This window comes from Streptomyces sp. OZ13 (assembly GCF_052068155.1).
Lineage (GTDB): Bacteria > Actinomycetota > Actinomycetes > Streptomycetales > Streptomycetaceae > Streptomyces.
This window is the reverse complement of record NZ_JBQHCZ010000016.1, coordinates 94,367-119,383: the sequence shown is the minus strand read 5'-3', so window position 1 is coordinate 119,383 and position 25,017 is coordinate 94,367. Positions and strand designations below refer to the sequence as shown.

General features: G+C 69.6%; 25 protein-coding genes, 2 pseudogenes and 1 riboswitch. Of the genes and pseudogenes, 23 read left to right on the top strand and 4 right to left on the bottom strand.

All coding sequences use genetic code 11. The features are described from left to right. Positions 1–2 precede the first annotated feature (2 nt). The 15 genes and pseudogenes from ACTMTU_RS29050 to ACTMTU_RS28980 all read left to right on the top strand — a co-directional run bounded on the left by ACTMTU_RS29050 (position 3) and on the right by ACTMTU_RS28980 (position 11,677). Positions 3–242: an RNA-binding protein gene (locus ACTMTU_RS29050; RefSeq protein WP_005311361.1), complete on the top strand. Its 240-nt coding sequence runs from the start codon at positions 3–5 to the stop codon at positions 240–242. A gap of 163 nt (positions 243–405) precedes the next feature. Then, a complete protein-coding gene (rimM, locus tag ACTMTU_RS29045) occupies positions 406–963 on the top strand; it encodes a ribosome maturation factor RimM (protein ID WP_441266415.1) in 558 nt (185 codons plus the stop codon). After that, on the top strand, positions 963–1,784 hold the full coding sequence (gene trmD, locus ACTMTU_RS29040) for a tRNA (guanosine(37)-N1)-methyltransferase TrmD (protein WP_441266414.1): 822 nt from the start codon (positions 963–965) through the stop codon (positions 1,782–1,784). Before rimM ends, trmD begins: the two co-directional genes overlap by 1 nt. Before the next feature lie 126 nt (positions 1,785–1,910). Beyond that, a complete protein-coding gene (rplS, locus tag ACTMTU_RS29035) occupies positions 1,911–2,261 on the top strand; it encodes a 50S ribosomal protein L19 (protein ID WP_159686518.1) in 351 nt (116 codons plus the stop codon). Between the two features lie 71 nt (positions 2,262–2,332). Continuing rightward, positions 2,333–3,112: a signal peptidase I gene (gene lepB / locus ACTMTU_RS29030; RefSeq protein WP_441266413.1), complete on the top strand. Its 780-nt coding sequence runs from the start codon at positions 2,333–2,335 to the stop codon at positions 3,110–3,112. After that, positions 3,105–4,140: pseudogene (gene lepB, locus ACTMTU_RS29025) on the top strand (signal peptidase I). Before lepB (ACTMTU_RS29030) ends, lepB (ACTMTU_RS29025) begins: the two are co-directional and overlap by 8 nt. Continuing rightward, the gene (gene lepB / locus ACTMTU_RS29020; RefSeq protein ID WP_441266457.1) at positions 4,082–4,981 is read left to right on the top strand and encodes a signal peptidase I; all 900 of its coding nucleotides are present in this window, start codon (positions 4,082–4,084) and stop codon (positions 4,979–4,981) included. The pseudogene lepB (ACTMTU_RS29025) and the gene lepB (ACTMTU_RS29020) overlap by 59 nt, the downstream one beginning before the upstream one ends. Positions 4,982–5,051: 70 nt before the next feature. Next, positions 5,052–5,798, top strand: a complete 747-nt coding sequence (lepB, locus tag ACTMTU_RS29015) for a signal peptidase I (RefSeq protein ID WP_441266412.1) — start codon at positions 5,052–5,054, stop codon at positions 5,796–5,798. Then, entirely contained in the window at positions 5,788–6,324 is a 537-nt protein-coding gene (locus tag ACTMTU_RS29010; protein WP_441266411.1) for an NUDIX hydrolase, read from the top strand. The genes lepB (ACTMTU_RS29015) and ACTMTU_RS29010 overlap by 11 nt, the downstream gene beginning before the upstream one ends. Before the next feature lie 29 nt (positions 6,325–6,353). Next, positions 6,354–6,662 carry a DUF2469 domain-containing protein gene (locus ACTMTU_RS29005; RefSeq protein WP_005311352.1) on the top strand — a complete coding sequence of 103 codons (309 nt, stop codon included), beginning with the start codon at positions 6,354–6,356 and terminating at the stop codon, positions 6,660–6,662. A gap of 116 nt (positions 6,663–6,778) precedes the next feature. After that, entirely contained in the window at positions 6,779–7,141 is a 363-nt protein-coding gene (locus tag ACTMTU_RS29000) for a YraN family protein (RefSeq protein WP_441266410.1), read from the top strand. Then, complete coding sequence (locus ACTMTU_RS28995; protein WP_441266409.1) at positions 7,141–8,766, top strand: YifB family Mg chelatase-like AAA ATPase; 1,626 nt, start codon at positions 7,141–7,143, stop codon at positions 8,764–8,766. Before ACTMTU_RS29000 ends, ACTMTU_RS28995 begins: the two co-directional genes overlap by 1 nt. Then, on the top strand, positions 8,763–9,944 hold the full coding sequence (dprA, locus tag ACTMTU_RS28990) for a DNA-processing protein DprA (RefSeq protein WP_441266408.1): 1,182 nt from the start codon (positions 8,763–8,765) through the stop codon (positions 9,942–9,944). Before ACTMTU_RS28995 ends, dprA begins: the two co-directional genes overlap by 4 nt. 276 nt (positions 9,945–10,220) lie before the next feature. Beyond that, a complete protein-coding gene (gene whiG, locus ACTMTU_RS28985) occupies positions 10,221–11,057 on the top strand; it encodes an RNA polymerase sigma factor WhiG (RefSeq protein WP_441266407.1) in 837 nt (278 codons plus the stop codon). A gap of 62 nt (positions 11,058–11,119) precedes the next feature. Then, positions 11,120–11,677, top strand: coding sequence for a TetR/AcrR family transcriptional regulator (locus ACTMTU_RS28980; protein WP_441266456.1), 558 nt, complete (start codon positions 11,120–11,122; stop codon positions 11,675–11,677). Between the two features lie 385 nt (positions 11,678–12,062). On the opposite strand, the pseudogene ACTMTU_RS28975 reads toward ACTMTU_RS28980, so the two are convergent. Further along, positions 12,063–12,857, bottom strand: a pseudogene (locus ACTMTU_RS28975) (peptidoglycan DD-metalloendopeptidase family protein); the annotation flags it as partial. A 257-nt stretch (positions 12,858–13,114) separates the two neighbouring features. Here ACTMTU_RS28975 and rpsB point away from each other — a divergent pair. The 5 genes from rpsB to ACTMTU_RS28950 all read left to right on the top strand — a co-directional run bounded on the left by rpsB (position 13,115) and on the right by ACTMTU_RS28950 (position 17,720). Beyond that, positions 13,115–14,020: a 30S ribosomal protein S2 gene (rpsB, locus tag ACTMTU_RS28970; RefSeq protein WP_441266406.1), complete on the top strand. Its 906-nt coding sequence runs from the start codon at positions 13,115–13,117 to the stop codon at positions 14,018–14,020. Positions 14,021–14,125: 105 nt separating this feature from the next. Further along, positions 14,126–14,962, top strand: coding sequence for a translation elongation factor Ts (tsf, locus tag ACTMTU_RS28965; protein ID WP_307708525.1), 837 nt, complete (start codon positions 14,126–14,128; stop codon positions 14,960–14,962). Between the two features lie 161 nt (positions 14,963–15,123). Next, entirely contained in the window at positions 15,124–15,888 is a 765-nt protein-coding gene (gene pyrH / locus ACTMTU_RS28960) for a UMP kinase (RefSeq protein WP_441266405.1), read from the top strand. 129 nt (positions 15,889–16,017) lie between these two features. Further along, positions 16,018–16,575 (top strand): ribosome recycling factor, encoded by a 558-nt coding sequence (gene frr, locus ACTMTU_RS28955; protein WP_005311329.1) that lies wholly within the window; start codon positions 16,018–16,020, stop codon positions 16,573–16,575. Next, positions 16,575–17,720 carry a phosphatidate cytidylyltransferase gene (locus ACTMTU_RS28950; protein WP_441266404.1) on the top strand — a complete coding sequence of 382 codons (1,146 nt, stop codon included), beginning with the start codon at positions 16,575–16,577 and terminating at the stop codon, positions 17,718–17,720. Before frr ends, ACTMTU_RS28950 begins: the two co-directional genes overlap by 1 nt. A gap of 61 nt (positions 17,721–17,781) precedes the next feature. Here ACTMTU_RS28950 and ACTMTU_RS28945 read toward each other — a convergent pair whose 3' ends face one another. The 3 genes from ACTMTU_RS28945 to ACTMTU_RS28935 all read right to left on the bottom strand — a co-directional run bounded on the left by ACTMTU_RS28945 (position 17,782) and on the right by ACTMTU_RS28935 (position 20,008). Continuing rightward, a complete protein-coding gene (locus tag ACTMTU_RS28945) occupies positions 17,782–18,207 on the bottom strand; it encodes a contact-dependent growth inhibition system immunity protein (RefSeq protein ID WP_441266403.1) in 426 nt (141 codons plus the stop codon). An 82-nt stretch (positions 18,208–18,289) separates the two neighbouring features. Next, a complete protein-coding gene (locus ACTMTU_RS28940; RefSeq protein WP_441266402.1) occupies positions 18,290–18,625 on the bottom strand; it encodes a hypothetical protein in 336 nt (111 codons plus the stop codon). Positions 18,626–19,162: 537 nt separating this feature from the next. Beyond that, positions 19,163–20,008, bottom strand: a complete 846-nt coding sequence (locus tag ACTMTU_RS28935) for a hypothetical protein (RefSeq protein WP_441266401.1) — start codon at positions 20,006–20,008, stop codon at positions 19,163–19,165. An 846-nt stretch (positions 20,009–20,854) separates the two neighbouring features. Between ACTMTU_RS28935 and ACTMTU_RS28930 the strand changes: the two genes are divergently transcribed. The 3 genes from ACTMTU_RS28930 to ACTMTU_RS28920 all read left to right on the top strand — a co-directional run bounded on the left by ACTMTU_RS28930 (position 20,855) and on the right by ACTMTU_RS28920 (position 24,994). After that, the gene (locus ACTMTU_RS28930) at positions 20,855–22,123 is read left to right on the top strand and encodes a glycosyltransferase (protein ID WP_441266400.1); all 1,269 of its coding nucleotides are present in this window, start codon (positions 20,855–20,857) and stop codon (positions 22,121–22,123) included. A gap of 483 nt (positions 22,124–22,606) precedes the next feature. Beyond that, on the top strand, positions 22,607–23,713 hold the full coding sequence (gene rlmN / locus ACTMTU_RS28925; RefSeq protein ID WP_398065132.1) for a 23S rRNA (adenine(2503)-C(2))-methyltransferase RlmN: 1,107 nt from the start codon (positions 22,607–22,609) through the stop codon (positions 23,711–23,713). A 63-nt stretch (positions 23,714–23,776) separates the two neighbouring features. Continuing rightward, positions 23,777–23,898: riboswitch (TPP riboswitch) on the top strand. Further along, on the top strand, positions 23,894–24,994 hold the full coding sequence (locus ACTMTU_RS28920) for a thiamine ABC transporter substrate-binding protein (protein ID WP_441266399.1): 1,101 nt from the start codon (positions 23,894–23,896) through the stop codon (positions 24,992–24,994). Its footprint overlaps the riboswitch before it by 5 nt. The last annotated feature ends 23 nt before the right edge of the window (positions 24,995–25,017 follow it).

Genomic DNA, 25,017 nt, shown 5'->3' with positions numbered 1-25,017 from the left:
GGATGCTCGAGGAGGCTCTCGAGCACCTCGTGAAGGGCATCGTCGACAACCCGGACGATGTGCAGGTGGCTTCCCGCAACCTGCGTCGCGGGCGCGTGCTCGAGGTCCGGGTCCACCCCGACGACCTCGGTAAGGTGATCGGCCGCAACGGCCGCACCGCGCGCGCTCTGCGCACCGTCGTGGGCGCCATCGGCGGCCGTGGCATCCGCGTCGACCTCGTCGACGTGGACCAGGTCCGCTGAACAGTTGAACACCGGCTCGGGCCGGGGAGGGCTCCGGCTCTTCCCGGCCCTTGTCGTGTCGCTGTCGAAGTCCGCAAACCGATAATTGAGTAACCGAGGAACCACGGCGGCAAGCGACCACCCCGCGCTAGCGGCGGCGGTCCGGCCGCAAAGAGGGGTGAGCGTGCAGCTGGTAGTCGGACGGATCGGCCGGGCCCACGGCGTCAAGGGCGAGGTCACCGTCGAGGTACGCACGGACGAGCCGGAACTGCGGCTCGGCCCGGGCGCCGTGCTGGCCACGGACCCGGCCACCGCCGGACCGCTGACCATCGAGACCGGCAGGGTGCACAGCGGCCGGCTGCTGCTGCGCTTCGAGGGCGTGAAGGACCGCAACGCCGCGGAGGCGCTGCGCAACACGCTGCTGATCGCCGAGGTGGACCCGGAGGAGCTTCCCGAGGAGCCCGACGAGTACTACGACCACCAGCTGATGGACCTGGACGTGGTGCTCGAGGACGGCACGGAGATCGGCCGGATCACCGAGATCAGCCATCTGCCCTCGCAGGACCTGTTCATCGTCGAACGGCCCGACGGCAGCGAGGTGATGATCCCGTTCGTCCAGGAGATCGTCGCGGAGATCGACCTGGAGGAGCAGCGGGCCGTGATCACCCCGCCGCCTGGACTGATCGACGACACCGAGGCCGAGGTCGCCTCCGCGCGTGACGCCTCGGAGGACGAGTCCTGATGCGGCTCGACGTCGTCACGATCTTTCCCGAGTACCTCGAACCGCTGAACGTCTCCCTGGTCGGCAAGGCCCGCGCCCGCGGTCAGCTCGGGGTTCACGTCCATGACCTGCGCGACTGGACGTACGACCGGCACAACACCGTCGACGACACCCCGTACGGCGGCGGCCCGGGCATGGTCATGAAGACCGAGCCGTGGGGCGACGCCCTCGACGACATCGTGGCGAGCGGCTACGAGGCGGGCGCCCAGGGCCCCGTACTCGTGGTCCCCACCCCGAGCGGCCGGCCGTTCACGCAGGAGGTCGCCGTCGAGCTCTCCGAGCGTCCGTGGCTGATCTTCACCCCCGCCCGCTACGAGGGCATCGACCGCCGGGTCATCGACGAGTACGCGACCCGGATGCCGGTCCGCGAGGTCTCCATCGGCGACTACGTGCTCGCCGGCGGAGAGGCCGCCGTGCTGGTGATCACCGAGGCCGTCGCCCGGCTGCTTCCCGGCGTCCTCGGCAACGCCGAATCCCACCGGGACGACTCCTTCGCGCCCGGCGCGATGGCGAACCTGCTCGAGGGCCCCGTCTACACCAAGCCCCCCACCTGGCGCGGACGCGCGATTCCCGACGTGCTCGTCAGCGGCCACCACGGGAAGATCGCGCGTTGGCGGCGGGATCAGGCGCTCTGCCGCACGGCCCTCAACCGGCCGGATCTGATCGAGCGTTGCGACCCCGCGGCGTTCGACAAGAAGGACCGCGAGACCCTGTCCATCCTCGGCTGGGCACCCGAGCCCGGCGGCCGATTTTGGCGCAGGCCCGAGGCCGTGGAAGAATAAGCCGCTGCTGTACGTCCGGCCGGCGCCCCTGCCACAGGGGGAACGACGCCCGCCCGACCCGGCACCCCGGATCTCATACCCATATTCCGCTGATGACCTGTGGCATCGGCGAGGAAGCAGACCAAAATGGCTCACCTGCTCGACAGCGTCAACTCGGCTTCGCTGCGCAGCGACGTCCCGGCCTTCCGTCCCGGTGACACCGTGAACGTCCACGTTCGCGTCATCGAGGGCAACCGCTCCCGTATCCAGCAGTTCAAGGGCGTCGTCATCCGCCGCCAGGGCGCGGGCGTGAGCGAGACCTTCACGGTCCGCAAGGTCTCCTTCTCCGTCGGCGTCGAGCGCACCTTCCCGGTGCACAGCCCGATCTTCGAGAAGATCGAGCTCGTCACCCGCGGTGACGTCCGTCGCGCCAAGCTGTACTACCTCCGTGAGCTGCGCGGCAAGGCCGCGAAGATCAAGGAGAAGCGCGACAACTGAGCCTGAGCTCACAGCCGCGACGACGCTTCGGTTCAACCGGTCACAGGGCGGCCGGATAGGCTCTGCCCTCGATGGACACCGAAGCACAGCACACGGAGCGCGACCGCTCTTCCACCCCCGCGGACGGGGTCGAGGAAGAGGGGTCGCGCTCCGCGCGTCGTTACGGCGGCCGCCGCCCGCCGATGTCCCTGCGCACGGCGGGAGTCCTCGGAGGGGCCTGCGCCGTCTTCGTGCTGCTGCTGAGCCACTTCGTGATGCAGCCCTTTCAGATCCCCAGCAGCTCCATGGAGCCGACCCTTCAGGTCGGGGACCGGGTGCTGGTGAACAAGCTGGCGTACCGTTTCGGTGCGGAGCCCCGGCGTGGAGACGTGATCGTCTTCGACGGCACGGGCTCGTTCGTACCGGAGGGAGTGACGGAAAACCCGGTCAGTTCCGTAGTACGAGAAGGGCTCGCCGCACTCGGACTCGCCGAGCCCGCCGAGACGGACTTCGTCAAGCGGGTGGTGGGCGTGGGCGGTGACCGGGTTGTCTGCTGCGACAAGGGGGGCAGGGTCGAGGTGAACGGCGTGCCGGTCGACGAGAGATATCTGCACCCCGATGGCGGGCCCTCCGAGGTGGCCTTCGACATCGTCGTTCCCGAGGGCACGCTCTGGGTCATGGGGGACCACCGCAGCAACTCACGTGACTCCCGCGACCATCTCGGGCAGCCCGGTGGCGGCATGGTGCCCGTCGACATGGTCGTCGGCAGGGCGGACTGGATCGGCTGGCCGGTCGGCCGCTGGTCCGGCATCGACCCCACGGGCGCGTTCTCCGGCGTGCCCGACGCGCCTCCCGGCGGCGCCCATGGGTAACCGCGGGCGTAGTCCCAGCCACCGGGCGGACACCCGGCTGCCGACCGGGACCCGGCCGACGAACGGCGCGAGGCCGCTGCCCGGCCGTGCGGAACGGCGCCGGCTGGCACGGAAGGTCAAACGCAAGCGACGCCGCTCCGCGGTCAAGGAGATACCCCTCCTGATCACGGTGGCGCTGCTCATCGCCCTGGTGCTGAAGACGTTCCTGGTGCAGGCGTTCGTCATCCCGTCCGGCTCGATGGAGCAGACGATCAGGATCCAGGACCGCGTCCTGGTCGACAAGCTCACCCCGTGGTTCGGCTCGAAGCCGCAGCGGGGTGACGTCGTCGTCTTCAAGGACCCCGGCGGCTGGCTGCCGCCGGAGGAGAAGCCGAAGCAGGACGACCCGATCGTGGTCAAGCAGGTCAAGCAGGCCCTGACGTTCATCGGGCTGCTGCCGTCGGACGACGAGCGGGACCTCATCAAGAGGGTCGTCGCCGTCGGCGGCGACCGTGTGAAGTGCTGCGACAAGGACGGCCGGGTCACCGTCAACGGCGTGCCGCTGAACGAACCGTATCTGAACCCCGGGGACGTGCCCTCGACGATGACGTTCGACGTCCAGGTGCCCGAGGGACGGTACTTCGTGATGGGGGACCACCGGTCGGACTCGGCCGACTCCCGGTTCCATCTCGACGAGCAGGGCAGCGGCACGGTGGCTCAGGACCAGGTCGTCGGGCAGGCCGTCGTGATCGCCTGGCCGCTGGACCACTGGCGGCGACTGGAGGAGCCGGAGACCTATGCGTCCGTGCCCGACGGGCGCGCCGGGGGGACGGCGGCACAGCCACCGTCGAATAGTGTGTCCTCCCAGGACCGGAACCAGATGGTCCTGCTCCCGACCCCTGCGGAACTCCCGCTCGTTATGGGAGTGGTGGGCCTGTACCTGCTGTGGCACAGGCGGTTCGCACGGCGTGAGGAGTGGATGTGGGGGACGTGGCGGTCGGCGCACGGTCCGGGCACGACGATCCCGAGGAGCGGAAGGGGTCTTCTGAGACGCCCTCGGACATGACGGACGACTCGGCGTCGGCGACCGGCGACGGCGGCGATTCCTCGGAGGGCAGCGGTACGGATCGGAAGAAGCAGAAGTCCTTCTGGAAGGAACTGCCGCTCCTGGTCGGTATCGCGCTCCTGCTGGCGCTGCTGATCAAGACGTTTCTGGTGCAGGCGTTCTCCATCCCGTCGGACTCGATGATGAACACCCTCCAGCGCGGCGACCGTGTCCTCGTGGACAAGCTCACCCCGTGGTTCGGGTCGGAGCCCGAGCGCGGCGAGGTCGTGGTCTTCCACGATCCGGGCGGCTGGCTCGAGGGCGAGCCCACGCCGGAGCCGAACGTCGTGCAGAAGTTCCTCAGCTTCATCGGGCTGATGCCGTCCGCCGAGGAGAAGGACCTCATCAAGCGGACGATCGCGGTCGGCGGCGACACGGTGGAGTGCAAGAAGGGCGGCCCGGTCAAGGTCAACGGCAAGGCCCTGGACGAGCGGGACTACATCTTCCCCGGCAGCTCCGCCTGCGACGACATGCCGTTCGGGCCGTTCAAGGTGCCCGACGACAAGATCTGGGTGATGGGCGACAACCGCCAGAACTCCCAGGACTCCCGCTACCACATGGAAGACGTGAACCGCGGATTCGTCCCGGTCGAGAAGGTCGTGGGCCGCGCCGTGGTGGTCGCATGGCCGCTGGACCGCTGGTCCACGCTCCCCGTGCCGGGTACCTTCGACCAGCCCGGGATCGACGCTGCCGCCGCCGCTCCCGCGGCGCTCGGGGTGGCCGGCGCGCTGCCGGTCGTGCTGTGGCGCAGGAGGCTGATGACCGGCAGGCGTACCGCCGGGTAGGGTGCCGCCCAGATCGCCGATCCCCGGGGAACGTCCCGGGGGTCGTATCTCCGAGGTGGGGAGCGCCGGGATGGGCGGAACGGGACGTGACGACGACGGCCGCGGCCGGCTCGGCAATGCGCTGTCGGGGCTGGCCGTGGCCGTCGGCTGTGTGCTCTTCCTCGGCGGTTTCGTGTGGGGCGCCCTCGTCTACCAGCCGTACACGGTACCCACGGCTTCGATGGCGCCGACCGTGGAGGCGGGCGACCGGGTGCTCGCGGAGCGCATCGACGGCGCGGACGTGCGCCGAGGTGACGTCGTGGTCTTCCGCGACAAGCTGTGGGGCGACATGCCCATGATCAAGCGTGTGGTGGGCGTCGGCGGCGACGAGATCGCCTGCTGCGCCGACAACGGCCGGCTGACCGTGAACGGCAAGGCCGTCGAGGAACCGTATCTGCTCCAGAGCGACGGGCCCGCGTCGCAGAAGTTCACCGCGAGCGTGCCCGAGGGGCAACTGTTCCTCCTCGGCGACGAGCGGATGGGGTCGCTCGACTCACGGTCCCACCTCCAGGACCCCGGCCACGGCTCGGTCCCGCGTTCCGCCGTCTCCGCACGGGTGGACGCCGTGGCGTGGCCGCTCGACGGCGGCCTGGTCGAACGACCCGCCGGGTTCGAGGCACTGCCGGGCGGAGTGTCGCAGCCCGGACCGGTGAAGCTCATGCTCGGCGCGGTGGTCGCCGGCGCCGTGCTCATCTTCGGCGGGGCCGCCTACGGGCCGGTGGCGGGGCGTCTCGGCCGCAGCCGGCGCGCGGACAGGGAGGTCTCCGGTGTCGCATGACGGGCCGGCCGCCGTGCCCCCGCTCCGCAAGGTCTCCCGGGTCGTGCTGCTCGATCCGGGGGACCGGATCCTGCTCATGCACGGGTACGAGCCGGGGGACCCGGCGGACGACTGGTGGTTCACCCCGGGCGGCGGCCTGGAGGGCGAAGAGACGCGGGAAGAGGCCGCGCTGCGGGAACTGGCCGAGGAGACCGGGATAACCGACGTGGAACTGGGGCCGGTGCTGTGGCAGCGCCAGTGCTCGTTCCCGTTCGACGGCCGGCGCTGGGACCAGGACGAATGGTATTTCCTGGCGCGTACGACGCAGACCGAGACCGCCCCGGGCGGGCTGACGGAGCTCGAGCAGCGGAGCGTCGCGGGCCTCAGATGGTGGACCTCCGCCGAACTGTCGGCGGCGCGTGAGACGGTGTATCCGACCAGGCTCGCCGAGCTGCTGCGGACGCTGCTCGACGAGGGACCCCCGGGTGCGCCGGTGGTTCTGGACACGGAAACCGTCCAGGACCCCAGTGCGGCTGGCGCACAATAGGGGGACGCAAGGCTGAAGGGGAACATGCCATGAGCGCCGAGGACCTCGAGAAGTACGAGACCGAGATGGAGCTGAAGCTCTACCGGGAGTACCGAGACGTCGTCGGGCTGTTCAAATACGTCATCGAGACCGAGCGTCGCTTCTACCTCACCAACGACTACGAGATGCAGGTGCACTCGGTCCAGGGCGAGGTCTTCTTCGAGGTCTCGATGGCGGACGCCTGGGTGTGGGACATGTACCGGCCCGCCAGATTCGTCAAGCAGGTCCGGGTGCTCACCTTCAAGGACGTGAACATCGAGGAGCTCAACAAGAGCGACCTCGAGCTTCCCGGCAGCTGATTCCACTCCCGCGGGTGACGCGGTTTTCCACACACCGCGGGCTGTCCACAGCTTTCGACCAAGATCCACATTGAGGGGTCCCACGCGTCAGAGTCGGTGCCGGAGGTGGTGCCGGAATGAACGCGACGGGGGCACTGGGACGGTACGGAGAGGACCTGGCGGCGAGGCTGCTGACCAGGTCCGGCATGCGGCTGCTGGCAAGGAACTGGCGCTGCGGTCGGTCCGGGGAGATCGACATCGTCGCCCGCGACGGCGACACGGTCGTCGTCTGCGAGGTCAAGACCCGCAGGATCGGCGGGTACGAACATCCGATGGCCGCGATCACACCGGTCAAGGCGGTACGGCTGCGGCGGCTCGCCGAGTGCTGGCTCGAGCGGCACGGCGGCGCACCACCGGGCGGCGTGCGCATCGACCTCGTCGGCGTGCTGCTGCCCAGGCGCGGCCGCGCGGTCGTCGAGCACGCCCGCGGGGTGGCCTGATGGGATTCGCACGCGCGTGTTCCGTCGCCCTGGTCGGCGTCGAGGGCGTGGTGGTCGAGGTCCAGGCGGATCTGGAGCCGGGAGTCGCCGCGTTCACGCTCGTCGGCCTTCCGGACAAGAGCCTGGTGGAGAGCCGGGACCGGGTGCGGGCGGCCGTGGTGAACTCCGGCGCCGAGTGGCCGCAGAAGAAGCTCACCGTGGGGCTCAGCCCGGCGTCCGTGCCCAAGGGCGGGAGCGGCTTCGATCTCGCCGTGGCCGTCGCCGTGCTCGGCGCCGCCGAGCGGATCGACCCGCGGCAGATCGCCGACCTCGTGCTCATCGGGGAGCTGGGCCTCGACGGCCGGGTCAGACCGGTGCGAGGCGTGCTCCCCGCAGTGCTCGCCGCGGCCGAGGCCGGGTACGAACAGGTCGTCGTGCCTGAGCAGACAGCCGGTGAGGCTTCACTCGTACCGGGGATCTCGGTCCTCGGCGTGCGGAGTCTGCGACAGCTGATCGCGGTGCTCGCCGACGAGCCGGTGCCCGACGAAGAGGCCGTCGAGGAGGGCAGACCCGACCGCATGCTGGCGGGGCTGCTGGTGCCGGGCGCGGGTGTCGGCACGGGCATCGCCACGGACGCGGCGGGCGGACCGGACCTGGCCGACGTCGCCGGTCAGCACACCGCACGCACGGGCCTCGAGGTCGCGGCGGCCGGCGGACACCATCTGCTGCTCTCGGGCCCGCCGGGCGCGGGAAAGACCATGCTCGCCGAGCGGCTGCCCGGTGTGCTGCCGCCGCTGACCCGCCGGGAGTCGCTCGAAGTCACGGCGGTGCACTCGGTGGCGGGCCTGCTCCCGCCGGGCCAGCCGCTGGTGCGGACACCGCCGTACTGCGCACCGCACCATTCGGCGACCATGCAGTCGCTGGTCGGTGGCGGGAACGGCCTGCCGAAGCCGGGTGCCGTCTCTCTCGCACACCGTGGACTGCTCTTTCTCGACGAGGCGCCGGAGTTCTCCGGGAAGGCGCTGGACGCCCTGCGGCAGCCCCTGGAGTCGGGCCATGTGGTCGTGGCCAGGAGCGGGGGCGTGGTGCGTCTGCCGGCCAGATTCCTGATGATGCTGGCCGCCAACCCGTGCCCCTGCGGGCGGCACACACTGCACGGCGCCGGGTGCGACTGCCCCGCCTCGGCGATCCGGCGGTACCAGGCCCGGCTGTCGGGCCCGCTGCTGGACCGGGTCGACCTGCGCATCGAGGTCGAGCCGGTGAGCCGGTCCGACCTGCTCGGCCAGGGCGGCCGCGGAGACTCCACGGCGGTGGTGGCCGACCGCGTGCGCGAGGCACGGGCACGTGCGGCGGCGCGTCTGGACGGTACTCCGTGGTCCGTCAACAGCGAGGTCCCCGGCCACGAACTGCGAACCCGCTGGACGGTCTCGCCCGGGGCGCTGGCGGCGGCGGAGCGGGACGTGGACCGTGGTCTGCTCACGGCACGCGGTCTGGACCGGGTGCTGAGAGTCGCCTGGACCGTCGCGGACCTCGCCGGCAGGGACCGGCCGGAGGCGTCCGACGTCGCCCTGGCCCTTGAACTGCGGACCGGGATCGCGCGGGGCGTACCGGCAGGGGCCCTCGCGGTGATCGGGGGCCGGCCATGACGCCGCGGACACCGGACCGTGGCGCCGACGACCGGGAGCGGATGGCGCGCGCCGCGTTGACGCGCATCCTCGAACCGGGGGACGAGCACGGCGGACGGTGGCTCCGCCAGTTCGGCGCCGAGGGACTACTGGCCCTGCTGACATCGGAGGACTGCGCCGCCGGGGCCCTCGCGGGCGTTTCCGAGCAGCGGGTACAGGGGCTGCGGGACCGGGCCGTGGGAGTGTGCCCGGAGCGGGACCTGGACGCCGTGCACGCGGTCGGCGGCCGGTTCGTCGTCCCGGGCGACGCCGAGTGGCCGAGCCAGCTCGACGACCTCCAGGACGCCTCACCCGTCGGGCTGTGGGTGCGGGGCAGGCCCGACCTGAGGAAATGGGCGCTGCGCTCGGTCGCGGTGGTGGGGGCACGGGCCTGCACACCGTACGGGGCGCACATGGCAACGGGTCTCGGGGCCGGACTCGCGGAGCGCGGCTGGGTCGTGGTGTCAGGGGCGGCGTTCGGCGTGGACGGCTCGGCACACCGCGGAGCGCTGGCCGCCGGCGGTGCCACGGTGGCCGTCCTCGCCTGCGGTGTCGATGTCGCCTACCCCCGCGGTCACGGCAAATTGATCGGACGCATCGTCGAACAGGGGCTCGTCATCGGCGAGTTGCCGCCGGGCGGCCATCCCACCCCGAGCAGGTTCGTCCAGCGCAACCGCGTCATCGCCGCGTTGACGAGGGGCACTGTCGTGGTCGAGGCCGAGTACCGCAGCGGCTCGTTGGTCACCGCGCGCAGTGCCCAACGGCTCGGCCGTCACACGATAGGAGTGCCCGGACCGGTCACCAGCGGGCTGTCGGCAGGCGTCCACGAACTGCTGCGCGGCGAGAGTGTGCTGGTCACCGATGCGGCGGAAGTCGTCGAACTGATCGGCCGGATAGGGGAACTGGCGCCGACGCACAGCGGTCCCGTGGTGCCCAGGGACCTGCTGGACCCGCTCGCCAGGCGGGTTCTCGAGGCGCTGCCCGCGCGGGGTGCGTGCGCCGTGCACCAGGTCGCCCGCGAAGGCGGCACGACGGTCGACGAGGCCCGCGGCAAGCTGTACGAACTTCATTCACTCGGATTCGTGGAACGGGACGGAGAGGGATGGAAGTTGACGCGCAGACGACGTCATGGTTCGAACGCGCGGCGAGGCGTTACTTGACCCCGGGCATTCGGGTGAAAAGGTGAACCCGATGACCTCTGCAGTCCAGTCGACGGGACCGGAGGGGCCGGTGCATGGGGCATCGGCCCCGGCTCGAAGGTGTGGACGACGGCGCATACCCGCCCCGGTTCGAAGGTGTGGACGAAGGCGCATACCCGCACCGGTTCGTAAGCCGGTCCTTCGCCCACCGCAACCGTGCAGTCACGCTACGCTCACCGGGTTCCCGGCCCAGGCGGCCTCCCGCTCCCTTCACAGCAGAACGGCTCAAGGCAACGCATGCCCCAGCACACCTCCGGGTCTGACCGCGCGGCAGCGCCACCCGCTGCCCGTGGCACCGTGCGGCCTGCCGCACCCTCGTCGCTCGAGGAGTTGTGGCGGTCGTACAAGGCCACGGGTGACGGCCGGCTGCGGGAACAGCTGATCCTGCACTACTCGCCGCTGGTCAAGTACGTCGCGGGCCGGGTGAGCGTCGGCCTGCCGTCCAACGTCGAGCAGGCGGACTTCGTCTCCTCCGGAGTCTTCGGGCTCATCGACGCCATCGAGAAGTTCGACATCGAGCGGTCGATCAAGTTCGAGACGTACGCCATCACCCGGATCCGCGGCGCGATGATCGACGAACTGCGCGCGCTGGACTGGATCCCCCGGTCCGTGCGGCAGAAGGCCCGGGCCGTGGAGCGTGCGTACGCCACGCTGGAGGCCCAGCTGCGGCGCACACCTTCGGAGTCCGAGGTCGCCGAGGAGATGGGCATCACGGTCGACGAACTGCACTCGGTTTTCAGCCAGTTGTCGCTCGCCAACGTGGTGGCGCTGGAGGAGTTGCTGCACGTCGGGGGGGAAGGCGGCGAGCGCCTCAGCCTCATGGACACGCTCGAGGACACCGCCGCCGACAACCCGGTCGAGGTGGCCGAGGACCGGGAGCTGCGCAGACTCCTCGCCCGGGCCATCAACACCCTGCCGGACCGTGAGAAGACCGTCGTCACGCTCTACTACTACGAGGGGCTCACGCTGGCCGAGATCGGGAATGTCCTCGGCGTCACGGAGAGCAGGGTCAGCCAGATCCACACCAAGTCGGTGCTGCAGCTGCGGGCGAAGCTGGCCGACGTGGGACGGTGACTCTGGGATCGCCGGGGCGGGATCCGTAAAGTGGTGGCGTGCCCAGGATTCGAGCGGCCTCCGTGGCCGAGCACCGGACGATGCAGCGAGGCGCCCTGCTGGACGCCGCGCGTTCCCTCCTGTCCGAAGGCGGTACGGAGGCGCTGACCTTCCCCGCCCTGGCCGAGCGCACCGGCTTGGCGAGGTCTTCCGTCTACGAGTACTTCCGGTCGCGTGCCGCGGTCGTCGAGGAGCTCTGCGCGGTGGACTTCCCCGTCTGGGCGGCCGAGGTGGAGACCGCGATGGGCAGCGCGGACACCCCGGAGGGCAAGGTCGAGGCGTATGTGCGCCGCCAGCTCGAGCTGGTCGGTGACCGGCGGCACCGGGCCGTCGTCGCCATTTCGGCGAGCGAGCTGGAGGCCGGGGCCAGGGAGAAGATCCGCGCCGCGCACGGGGCTCTGATCGCCATGATCGTCGAGGCCCTCGGCGAGCTCGGCCAGGAGCGGCCCCGGCTGACCGCGATGCTGCTTCAGGGCGTGGTCGACGCGGCGGTCCGCCGTATCGAGCTCGGCGCGGCCGAGGAGCCCGACGCCATCGCGGAAGCGGCCGTCGCCATGGTGCTGCGAGGCGTGCGGGGCTGAGCGTGGCCGCCGCGGCGGGCGCCCGTCGGGCGTGGGTTCCGTCTCGTGGTGTGCCGGGCCCGCCGGATCGTGTGCCCGGCCCCGCCGTACCGCGTGCGGCCCCGCCGGACCGTGTGCCGGGCCCGGCATCGCGTGGTCGCCCGCGCAGGGCGCGGTGCGCCACTGCGCCACCCGCCAGCAGCAAGGTCGCGTGGAGCAGGTCCGCCGCCCCTGCGGCGGCCGTCGGCGGGAGCGCCTCGGGGGCTGCGCGGGGGCCGGGGACTCCGAACACCGGTAGCAGGCGCGACGGGCCGCGGCGCAGCATCCAGGGCGGCAGCAGGGCCAGCGGGTCCAGGTACGCCGTGCCGCGTCGCAGCCCCCAGTGCAGACAGCCCCGGCAGTGGGAGGCTCCCGGCTCGACGGTCGCCACGACCTGCCCGGCCGTCACGGCCGTGCCTTCGTCGACCAGCGGGCGGACCGGTTCGTAGCTCGTACGCAACGGCGGGTCACCCGTACCGGTGAGAGTGATGGTGAGGACGCCCCGGCCGGCGACCGATCCGGCGAAGGAGACCGTGCCGGAGGCCGCCGCTCGTACGGGCGAGCCGGCGGCCGCGGCCAGGTCCACACCACGGTGCCCCGGGCCGTAGGGGGACGAGGGGGGCTCCCACCCCCGGACGACGAGCGGCCGCGGCGCACCGACCGGCCAGCTCCGTGGCGCGTCCGGATCCGGCGCAGCCGTGGTGAGGCCTTCGCCGCTGCGCGCGGGAGTCGCGGGCCGGTGCCGGACGTCCGCGGTCAGGCTGTCATCGCTGCGCGCGGGCGGTGGCGCGTCCGGGTCCGGAGTCGCTTGCCCGGGCCCGGTGTCCGTGGTGAGGGCGTCACCGCTGCCCGCCGGTCCTGGCGGGGTGGCGGGCGGCGGGGCTTCCGGCGCGGACGACGTCGGACCACCGGTGCCCGGCGCACCGACCGTGACGAGACGCTGGTCGAGCTCGTGCGGCGAAGGGCCGGTGCCGGTACGAAGGTCCGGGGCGCTGACCGTGACCACCGGCCCGGCACGGGCCGGCCCCCGTGCTGACGGTGCCGGGCAGCCCGTCACAGCTGTCACAGCTGTCACAGCTGTCACAGCCGTCACGGCCGTCGCGACAAGCACCGGCACGGCGGAGATCCGCCAGATCGCAAACGCGGAAAGCGCACAGTTCATGGACGGAACCGTGCCCCGGCAGCCGCCGCCCCCGTTGATCATGGTCCGGATCTGTGGACAACCGGTCCGTTGTGGACAGCGCCGTCACCCGGTGCGTCCGCGGTCCCGTACACTTCTTCTGGCGATCCGGGTCACCGGGTCGACTTCGCACGCCCCGCCACCAGACTCTCATCGGTCGGTGGCCGCGCTCCTCGGTCCCTTGCGGCACGGCGCGTCGGGGCGTCAGGACATAACCGAGAACCCAAGGAGATACGGCCATGGCCGTCGTCACGATGCGGGAGCTGCTGGAGAGCGGCGTCCACTTCGGTCACCAGACCCGTCGTTGGAACCCGAAGATGAAGCGATTCATCTTCACGGAGCGCAACGGCATCTACATCATCGACCTGCTCCAGTCGCTGTCGTACATCGACCGCGCCTACGAGTTCGTCAAGGAGACCGTCGCGCACGGCGGCTCCATCATGTTCGTGGGCACCAAGAAGCAGGCCCAGGAAGCCATCGCCGAGCAGGCGACGCGCGTCGGCATGCCGTACGTCAACCAGCGCTGGCTGGGTGGCATGCTCACCAACTTCTCCACCGTCTACAAGCGTCTGCAGCGCCTCAAGGAGCTTGAGCAGATCGACTTCGAGGACGTGGCCGCCTCCGGCCTCACCAAGAAGGAGCTCCTGGTCCTCTCGCGTGAGAAGGCCAAGCTGGAGAAGACCCTCGGTGGTATCCGCGAGATGCAGAAGGTGCCCAGCGCCGTCTGGATCGTCGACACCAAGAAGGAGCACATCGCCGTCGGTGAGGCGCGCAAGCTCCACATCCCGGTCGTCGCGATCCTGGACACCAACTGCGACCCCGACGAGGTCGACTACAAGATCCCGGGCAACGACGACGCGATCCGCTCCGTCACCCTGCTCACCCGCGTGATCGCCGACGCCGTCGCCGAGGGCCTCATCGCCCGCTCCGGCGTCGCCACCGGCGACTCCAAGCCGGGCGAGAAGGCCGCCGGCGAGCCGCTCGCCGAGTGGGAGCGTGACCTCCTCGAGGGCGAGAAGAAGGCTGACTCCGAGGACGCTGCCGAGGCCAAGCCGGCCGAGGCCGCTGCCGAGGCCCCGGCCGCCGACGCTGCGGAGGCCCCGGCCGCCGAGGCTGAGAAGCCGGCGGACACCGAGCAGGCCTGACCTCACAGGTTCGGTTGTTGACGGCGGGGACGGTGCCAGTGGGCATCGCCCCCGCCGATCACCCGTAGATCTTCGACTTTCGACTTTCGAGAGAGATTCAAGGACATGGCGAACTACACCGCCGCTGACGTCAAGAAGCTCCGCGAGCTCACCGGCGCCGGCATGATGGACTGCAAGAAGGCGCTGGACGAGGCCGAAGGCAACGTCGACAAGGCCGTCGAGGCCCTGCGCATCAAGGGCCAGAAGGGCGTCGCCAAGCGCGAGGGCCGCTCCGCCGAGAACGGCGCCGTCGTCTCCCTCATCGCCGAGGACAACACCTCCGGCGTCCTCGTCGAGCTGAAGTGCGAGACGGACTTCGTCGCCAAGGGTGACAAGTTCCAGGCCGTCGCCGGCGCGCTCGCCGCGCACGTCGCCAAGACCTCCCCGGCCGACCTCGAGGCGCTGCTCGCCTCCGAGATCGAGCCCGGCAAGACCGTGCAGGCGTACGTCGACGAGGCCAACGCCAACCTCGGCGAGAAGATCGTCCTGGACCGCTTCGCGCAGTTCTCCGGCGCGTACGTCGCCGCCTACATGCACCGCACCATGCCCGACCTGCCCCCGCAGATCGGTGTCCTGGTCGAGCTGGACAAGCCGAACGCCGAGCTCGCCAAGGGCGTTGCGCAGCACATCGCCGCCTTCGCGCCGAAGTACCTCTCGCGCGAGGACGTCCCGGCCGAGGTCGTCGAGGCCGAGCGCCGCGTCGCCGAGGAGACCACCCGCGCCGAGGGCAAGCCCGAGGCCGCCCTCCCGAAGATCGTCGAGGGTCGCGTCAACGGCTTCTTCAAGGAGGCCACCCTCCTCGGCCAGCCGTACGCGCTCGACAACAAGAAGTCCGTCCAGCAGATTCTGGACGAGGCCGGTGTCGCCCTGAAGCGCTTCACGCGCATCAAGGTCGGCATCTGAGTCCGTACGCTACGGACACCGGACCCCGGTAGGGTCTGAAGCAGTCGTCCTCGGTGTTCGCGCCGGACGATCGCAGATCTGACGAGGAGGCCATTGCCGTACGGGAAACCGCAAGGACCCACTGGCAATGGCCTTCTTCGCATGTGCACGAGGAGATCTCCATGAATCAGGGCGCCGCACAAAGCGACGACAACCACGGCAAGAAGTCCGGACGCTTCATGCTGAAGCTGTCCGGTGAGGCCTTCGCCGGAGGAGGGGGTCTGGGCGTCGACCCCGACGTCGTACACGCAATCGCCCGCGAGATCGCCGCGGTCGTACGGGACGGGGCAGAGATCGCGGTCGTCATCGGCGGAGGCAACTTCTTCCGCGGGGCCGAGCTCCAGCAGCGCGGCATGGACCGGGCCCGCTCGGACTACATGGGCATGCTCGGCACGGTCATGAACTGCCTCGCCCTCCAGGACTTCCTGGAGAAGGAAGGCATCGACTCGCGTGTCCAGACCGCCATCACGATGGGCCAGGTCGCGGAGCCGTACATCCCGCTGCGCGCCGTGCGCCACCTGGAGAAGGGCCGCGTGGTCATCTTCGGCGCCGGTATGGGCATGCCCTACTTCTCCACCGACACCACCGCTGCCCAGCGGGCCCTCGAGATCGACGCGGAAGCGCTCCTCATGGGCAAGAACGGTGTCGACGGGGTCTACGACTCCGACCCCAAGACCAACGCGGACGCGGTCAAGTTCGACGCGCTGGAGTACGGCGAGGTGCTGTCGCGCAACCTCAAGGTCGCCGACGCCACGGCGATCACGCTCTGCCGTGACAACGCCCTGCCGATCCTCGTCTTCGAGCTCCTTACCGAGGGCAATATCGCCCGGGCCGTCAAGGGTGAGAAGATCGGCACGCTCGTGAGCAACCGGGGCACCCGAGCCTGATCCGGGGGCGCTCCCTCGAGGGATGGACAAAGTCCTGCCGGTCGGACACCGTGCAGGCAATACGCGACGCAGGTCCCGCCGGCCCAGTGGTACGAGCCGGGCCAACCTCAAGACACGCAGGAGCAAGTGGTGATCGAAGAGACCCTCCTCGAGGCCGAGGAGAAGATGGAGAAGGCCGTCCTGGTCGCCAAGGATGACTTCGCCGCGATCCGCACCGGACGTGCGCACCCGGCGATGTTCAACAAGATCGTGGCGGACTACTACGGTGCCCTGACCCCGATCAACCAGCTGGCCTCGTTCTCGGTTCCCGAGCCGCGGATGGCAGTCGTCACGCCGTTCGACAAGACCGCTCTGCGCAACATCGAGCAGGCGATCCGCGACTCCGACCTGGGCGTCAACCCGAGCAACGACGGCAACATCATCCGGGTGGTGTTCCCGGAGCTCACCCAGGACCGCCGCAAGGAGTACATCAAGGTCGCCAAGACCAAGGCGGAGGACGCCAAGATCTCGATCCGCTCCGTGCGCCGCAAGGCCAAGGAGACGATCGACAAGCTGATCAAGGACGGCGAGGTCGGCGAGGACGAGGGCCGCCGTGCGGAGAAGGAGCTCGACGACACCACCGCGAAGTACGTCGCGCAGGTGGACGAGCTGCTCAAGCACAAGGAAGCCGAGCTGCTCGAGGTCTGATGAACGACTCTTCCTGGGGGGCCCCGCACGGCGCCGGATACGCCGGAGCATGGCCGCCGCCCGACCAGGGGCCCCTCCCGGCGGGTCCCGCATACGATGGGCGCGACGCGCAGCAGACTCGCCCCATGCTCATCGTGCCGGACCTTCCCGACGCAGGTAGAGACGCCGAGGACCACCGCGGCGAACACCGCGAGGACCGTGACCAGGGGGCCGCTCGGCCGGGCGGCCCCCTGTTCCGCGACGAGATGCCGCAGGAGCCCATGCCCACTCCGCCGCCGCCGGGCGATCCCACTCCGCAGCCCTCCGCCCGGCCCGAACCGCCGCAGAAGAAGCGCGCCGGCCGGGACCTGCGCGCGGCGATAGGGGTCGGCGTCGGGCTCGGCGCGGTGATCGTCGTCTCCCTCTTCCTCGTCAAGGCCGTCTTCGTCGGCGTGATCGCTGTCGCCGTCGTCGTCGGTCTGTGGGAGCTGACCTCCCGGCTCGAGGAGCGCAAGCAGATCAAGGCGCCCCTCGTCCCCCTCGCGGTGGGCGGCGCGGCGATGGTCGTCGCCGGCTATGTCCGCGGGGCGGAGGGCGCATGGGTGGCGATGGCTCTCACCGCGCTCGCGGTGCTCGTCTGGCGCATGACCGAGCGGCCGGAGGGCTATCTGAGGGACGTCACGGCCGGCGTGTTCGCCGCCTTCTACGTCCCCTTCCTGGCGACCTTCGTCGCGCTGATGCTGACGGCGGACGACGGTCCGGAGCGGGTGCTCACCTTCCTGCTGCTCACCGTGGTCAGCGACACCGGCGCGTACGCGGTCGGCTGGCGCTTCGGCAAGCACAAGCTCGCGCCGCGCATCAGCCCCGGCAAGACCCGCGAGGGGCTCCTCGGCGCGGTGTCGTTCGCGATGGCCGCCGGGGCGCTGTGCATGCAGTTCCTCATCGACGACGGGACCTGGTGGCAGGGACTCCTCCTCGGCCTCGCCGTCGCCGTCAGCGCCACGCTGGGCGACCTCGGGGAGTCGATGATCAAGCGGGACCTCGGCATCAAGGACATGGGCACGCTGCTTCCGGGCCACGGCGGGATCATGGACCGCCTCGACTCGCTGCTGCCGACGGCGCCGGTGGTGTGGCTGCTGCTGGTGGTCTTCGTGGGGTCGGGCTGACCCCGCGGATCCGCGCGTGAGGGCCCGTCGTCCAGCAGGGCGGCGGGCCCTCTTCGTCGGATCAACGAGGTGACCGCGGTCCTGCCGCGAAACGGGCGAGCTCCTCGGCGGCGCCGCGAGGCAGGCCGGCGACCGCTTCCTCCGGCAGTGCCGTGATCACGGCGCGCAGCCGGGCGCCGAGGTCCGGCAGCAGGTCCCAGGCGGCGGGCGGGGCCTCGACGGCGGCCAGCAGCAGGTCTCCTTCGTAGAAGTACGCGTCCAGGAGCGGCTCCTCGAGGAGCAGGCGCACCACCAGCGGAAGCACGTGGGGCAGGGCCACCTGCTGCGCGACGAGCGTGCGCAGATCCGCCGGACCGAGCCGGCCCAGCGGAACGCGCCGCAGTCCGTGCACCTTGCGGACCAGGTGGGTCGCGTCAGGGGCAGGAGCCGTCCAGCGGGGCGGATCCAGCTCGTCGAGCGTGCGGTCGAGATGCAGCAGGTGGTCCATGGGGGCATTCTCGACCCGCGACCGGAGCGTGTGGGACGGGCCCTGGGCCATCTGTGGCCCGTGAGTGCTCATCAGCCCAAGATCAAAATGGCGGAGCGTCGTCGACAGCTTCACTCGCAGGCGGTGAAGCGCTGTCCGTAGGCGTGGCCTCGTCGCCTTTTCTGCGTCGCTGTTCGCGTTCGAACCGTTGCTGACGCTGCGCCACTCGTGCGGGTGACTGGTAGACCTCTTCGAGAACCTCATCCATCAGGCCGAGGATCTCGTCAGCGGCGGCTACGTCGATCGGCTCAACCACGAGATGGTCGTGGGCGTCCTCATTCCCGCCGAATCGTTCCTTGTGGGCAGCATCTCTCACATTCTCGCGGATGATTCGCTGCTCCAAGCGTGCGTCGATCTTCATATCGAGCGAACCAGACATGATGCCACGGTCTTTGGCAGTTGAGCGGCCTCGTGTCGCGCCGGTCCGCACACCATCGATGGATGGGGGTGACCGAGATACTCGCTCACGGCCTTGATGCTTTCTCCTGCATTCAGCAGAACCAAGGCGTGAACCGCGGATGAGCTTGACCTGTCGGGCCACGTGCGCTTCCTCCTTCTGACCGACCGTCACCCTGCCGGGTATGCATACGCCATTGGAAGGAAGAACGGAGGAATGGTTATCACTCGCCTGCCGTGAGCCCGCAGATCCGAATTCGCGGGCGATACAGTTCATTTGAGGTTGCCTCAGGTTGAAGTCGGCATTCCTACAGTATGAATAGGCGCCTTCCGTGACTTACGTGCTCTCGGCACGCGGTGGGCCACTGTGCCTCCATGAATTCGGTGAATGTCCGTGCACTAGCTGCCAGTTCTGCAGGAAGGTTCAATGATGAAGCGTAAGTCGCTTCGCAGATCTTGGGTCCAGACCGCCACGATGCTTTCGGCCGCGGGATGCCTTGGCGTGGTCGTCAACCTCGCGTCAACAGCAACCGCCCTCGCCGATGCACTCGGCGAGCCCCGTATCGATTACGCGCTCGGGGTGCCAGGCCCGAATGGCGCCGTCAGTGCCGATTTCGATCCCCGCCCCCACTGGGAAGCCCATGACCACGACGACGAAGAAGGAGAGGGACGCTGGTGGGGCGGCTGGCACCATAAGCACCAAGGATCCCAAGGGCCCCAAGGCGACACCGGCGCGCAGGGGCCTCAGGGGTTCCAGGGTGACACCGGTGCGCAGGGGAGCCAAGGGTTCCAGGGCGACACCGGCGCGCAGGGTCCCCAGGGTGACGGGGGTGGTGCGCAGGGGCCTCAGGGGTTCCAGGGTGAGGCGGGTGCGCAGGGCAGCCAGGGGTTCCAGGGTGACACCGGTGCGCAGGGCAGCCAGGGTTTCCAGGGCGACACCGGCGCGCAGGGTCCCCAGGGTGACGGGGGTGGTGCGCAGGGGCCCCAGGGTTTCCAGGGTGAGGCCGGTGCGCAGGGCAACCAGGGGTTCCAGGGTGAGGCCGGTGCGCAGGGCAACCAGGGTTTCCAGGGTGAGGCCGGTGCGCAGGGCAACCAGGGTTTCCAGGGTGAGGCCGGTGCGCAGGGCAACCAGGGGTTCCAGGGCGATGCTGGTGCGCAGGGCAACCAGGGGTTCCAGGGCGATGCTGGTGCGCAGGGCAACCAGGGTTTCCAGGGCGATGCTGGTGCGCAGGGCAACCAGGGTTTCCAGGGCGATGCTGGTGCGCAGGGCAACCAGGGTTTCCAGGGCGACACTGGTGCGCAGGGGTTCCAGGGCGACACCGGCGCGGAAGGGCCCCAGGGCTTCCAGGGCTTCCAGGGCTTCCAAGGTGCAACCGGTCCGCAGGGATCTCAGGGGAATCAGGGCGTCCAAGGTGCGAGCCCTGGGTCCCAGAGCCAGGTCGTCACTGCTACCACCAACACGGGCAACGCTGTTGTCTCGTGCCCTGCCGGCACCTTCGCCGTCGGTGGCGGCTACCAGACCAACGCGGCAGGCCAGCTCGAGATCATCAACGACCGTCCTGTCGGGGGTTCCCCGGCTACTGGTTGGCAGGTCACGGCGGCCGACGCACGCACAATCACCGTTTATGCGGTATGCGCACCGTGAGGCCCGCGCCACGAGCCTCGTCAGGCCGGATGGCGCTCGAGGCCACACCGAGCGACAGCCCACCGTGGACACCCTCCCCCCGCATCCGCCTGTTTGCCCACGTCGGCCGACTCAGTCGCGTTCCTGGATCGATTCGGTAGACGGCCATAAAGAAGCGGATGGAATTGACCGGACTCGCCGCATCGGTCGTGGCCGCCCATGTGGTGGCGGTTGGATTCGCTGGGCCACAGCGGACTCCGACACCACGCCCACGGCTGAATCCAGGCCCGTAGCGCCGATCGATCCGGATTTCGAATCCGCCCGGTACAACAAGGCGATCCGGCTCGGGTCGAGTGACACCGATCATGCGATCGCTCTTCTGAGGCGCATTGTCGACGCCGACCGACGGGCCGGCACCGCCTGTCTGCACCTTGGACGGGCGTTGGCGAAGAAGGGACACGACGGCTTGGCCGAGGACACCTTCGGCCAAGCCGTCCGGGCCGACCGGGCGCTCCAACAGCTCACGCCGGAGCATTTCCGGGATGCTGCCGGCACAGCACCGACAGTCACACAGGCAGGTACGAGAAAATGACCCCGACCCCTAGGTTCTCCGTCTTCACCCCCAGTCATCGACCCCGTTTCCTGGACGAGTGCCTTACGACCCTGCAAGCGCAGACCCGCTCCGACTGGGAGTGGATCGTGCTCCTCAACAACGGCGCGCGATGGCGGCCGGAACGCCCCGACGACCGTGTTCGGGTGGAGATCTCCGACGACATCCGGGGGGTGGGAGCGGCCAAGCGCCGCGCCTGCGAATTGGCACGCGGAGAGATCCTCGTCGAGCTCGATCACGACGACCTGCTGGCAAAGGACTGCCTGGCGGAACTGGCGACGGCCTTCGACGAGAACCCCGACATCGTCTTCGTATACAGCCACACCGCTCAGATCGCCGAGGACGGAAGCCGTGACGACACGCGCTTCAACGAGGCGCACGGCTGGCAATACGAGGAGGTGGAGGTCGACGGTCGCCGACTCTTGCAATCCATCGCCATGGCACCGGCGCCGCACAACGTGTCGTACATCTGGTACGCCCCCAATCATGTGCGAGCGTTCCGTAAGGACACCTACGAGCAGGTCGGTGGGTACGATGCGACACGCGCGGTGCTGGACGACCAGGACTTGATGTGCCGGCTTTTCCAGGCGGGTGACTTCCACCGGATCCCTCGCTGCTTGTACCTACAGCGGCTGCATCCCCACAACACACAGCGCGACACCGAGGTCAACGCGCATATCCAGCGTGAGACCGTCGCCCTGTACGACAAATACATCGAGGCCAACGCACTCGCCTGGACCAAGCGGCGTGGGCTGCTTGCGCTGGACCTCGGCGCGGCGCACCGCAAGGCACCCGGCTATCTGGGAGTGGACCAGTACCCCAGGGACGGCGTCGACATCGTTGCGAGGCTGCCTGAGCCACTGGATCTGCCCGACAACTCTGTCGGCCTGCTCCGCGCCGTGGACTTCCTGGAGCACGTACCGGCGAAGATTCCACTGATCAACGAGCTGTATCGCCTGTTGGCGCCCGGTGGCATGCTCCTTACCCAGACTCCCAGCTCGGACGGCCGGGGAGCCTACCAGGACCCGACGCATGTCGCGTATTACAACGAGAACTCGTTCTGGTACTACACCGACAACCAATACCGCGCATTCGTACCGGAGATCCAGGCCCGGTTCCAGCGATCACGGTTGGTCACCTACTACCCGACCGACTGGCACTCCAAGAACCACATCTCCTACGTGCAGGCCAACCTGATCGCCATGAAGGACGGCGCAGAACGGTGCGGTGGCCCACTGCTGGTGTGATGGGGGTGCACCTCACGACGCGTACGGCCGGTGGCTGTGGCAGACGACCTGTTTGGCGTGGCCGGCGACCATGGACGTCGCCGGTCGGTCGGCGGCCCACTCGTGTGCGTGGCCGCCCCCCACTCGCCCCATGATGGGCCCGTCGGTGACGAGCTCCGGATCTGTTGCGGCGGGCGCGCGGCGCGGTGAGGGTGGCGCGCCGTTCCTCCCCGGCGATCCATCGGTCCGTCTGCGCCGGCTGTTGCTCCTGAACGCGGCGGAGGAATCGGAGGAGAGTGAGACGAGGTACACCGTACACGTGTTCGATTCTATAGCGGGTGTGCGCCAGCGGGACAACACCGCGAGTGTCCTGTCGCTTTGAAGGGGGCTGCGGCGTCCTTCGCCGCGACTGACATCCCGGCGGCGACGGCACGTGGGCCCGGGCCGGTCAGCCAAGCCGAGGCCAGCAGGGCACGGGAATCCGTCTGCGACACTGGATGAACCATGCCCAAGCCAGGAGAACTCACCTTCGTCGCGCCCCGCGGAGCCAAGAAGCCCCCGCGGCACCTCGCCGACCTCACGCCCGCCGAGCGCAAGGACGCCGTCGCCGCGATCGGCGAGAAGCCGTTCCGCGCCAAGCAGCTGTCCCAGCACTACTTCGCGCGGTACGCCCACGACCCCGCCCAGTGGACCGACATCCCGGCGGCCGCCCGGGAGAAGCTCGCCACCGAGCTGCTGCCGGATCTGATGTCCGTGGTGCGGCACATCTCGTGCGACGACGACACCACCCGCAAGACGCTGTGGCGTCTGCACGACGGCACGCTGGTCGAGTCGGTGCTGATGCGCTACCCGGACCGGGTCACCATGTGCATCTCGTCGCAGGCCGGGTGCGGGATGAACTGCCCCTTCTGCGCCACCGGGCAGGCCGGTCTCGACCGGAACCTGTCGACCGCCGAGATCGTGCACCAGATCGTCGACGGCATGCGCGCCCTGCGCGACGGCGAGGTGCCCGGAGGGCCGGCCCGGCTGTCCAACATCGTCTTCATGGGCATGGGCGAGCCGCTCGCCAACTACAAGCGGGTCGTCGGAGCCATCCGTCGGCTCACCGACCCCGAGCCGGACGGTCTGGGTCTCTCGCAGCGCGGGATCACGGTCTCGACCGTCGGCCTGGTGCCGGCGATGCTCCGCTTCGCGGACGAGGGCTTCAAGTGCCGCCTCGCGGTGTCGCTGCACGCCCCGGACGACGAGCTGCGCGACACCCTGGTCCCGGTCAACACCCGCTGGAAGGTGCGCGAGGTCCTCGACGCCGCCTGGGAGTACGCGGAGAAGTCGGGCCGCCGGATCTCCATCGAGTACGCGCTGATCCGCGACATCAACGACCAGGCCTGGCGCGGTGACCTCCTCGGCCGGCTGCTGAAGGGCAAGCGGGTTCATGTGAACCTGATCCCGCTCAACCCGACGCCCGGTTCGAAGTGGACGGCCTCGCGACCCGAGGACGAGAAGGCGTTCGTGGAGGCCATCGCCGCTCATGGTGTGCCCGTCACCGTCCGGGACACCCGAGGCCAGGAGATCGACGGCGCCTGCGGGCAGCTGGCGGCGCAGGAGCGGTGACCCGCAGGGCCGTCGGCCGTGGCTGATACTGTGCCCTGTGCGTTCGCACAAATGAACAACGAAACATTCCGACAGGGGAGCGCACCACAGCGCTGAGAGTGCGGCGAGGCCTTCACGGCCACGGGCCGCAGACCCTCGGACCTGATCCGGGTCATACCGGCGTAGGGAGTCAGCAACATCATGAAAAGCCAGCTTCGGCGTGCCGTCCGCACGGCACTCGTCGGCGCCGTCGGCGTTTGCGTACTCGCGGCGTGCGGCGGGGAGTCCAAGGACAAGGACGCGTCCGGCGGGGCGAGCGGCCCGAAGACCGTGACGCTCGTCAGCCATGATTCCTTCGCGGCGTCCGACGCCGTCCTCAAGGAGTTCACCGCACAGACCGGATACACGGTCAAGGTGCTCAAGAGCGGCGACGCCGGCACCGCGCTCAACAAGGAGATCCTCACCAAGGGCTCCCCGCAGGGCGACGTCTTCTTCGGCGTGGACAACACCCTGCTGTCCCGCGCGCTCGACAACGACCTCTTCACGCCCTACGAGGCCAAGGGCCTCGACCAGGTCGCGCAGGAGGTCCGGCTCGACGCGGGCAAGCACCGCGTGACGCCCGTCGACACCGGCGACATCTGCGTCAACTACGACAAGAAGTTCTTCGCCGACAAGAAGCTCGCGCCGCCGCGGACCTTCGCCGACCTCGCGAAGCCCGAGTACAAGAACATGCTGGTCGTCGAGAACGCCGCCACCTCCTCTCCGGGCCTCGGCTTCCTGCTCGGCACCATCGGCGAGTACGGCGAGTCGGGCTGGCAGAGCTACTGGAACAAGCTCAAGGACAACGGCGTCAAGGTCGTCGACGGCTGGGAGCAGGCGTACAACGAGGAGTTCTCCGGCTCCGCCGGCGGCAAGAAGGCCAAGGCCGACCGCCCGCTCGTCGTCTCGTACGCCTCCAGCCCGCCGGTCGAGGTCCTGTACTCCGAGCCGCAGCCCGCGGAGGCGCCCACCGGCGTGGCCACCGGCACCTGCTTCCGGCAGATCGAGTTCGCGGGCCTGCTGACGGGCGCGAAGAACGAGGCGGGCGGCAAGGCGCTGCTGGACTTCCTGATCAGCAAGAAGTTCCAGGAGGACATGCCGCTCAACATGTTCGTCAACCCGGTCGTCAAGGACGCGAAGCTGCCCGCCCTGTTCACCAAGCACGGCGCGGTGGTCGAGAAGCCCGAGACCGTTGCCGCGGACACCATCGCGAAGAACCGTGAGCAGTGGGTCCGGTCGTGGTCCTCGCTCGTCGTGAAGTAGGCACATCCCTGCGCGGGAACGCG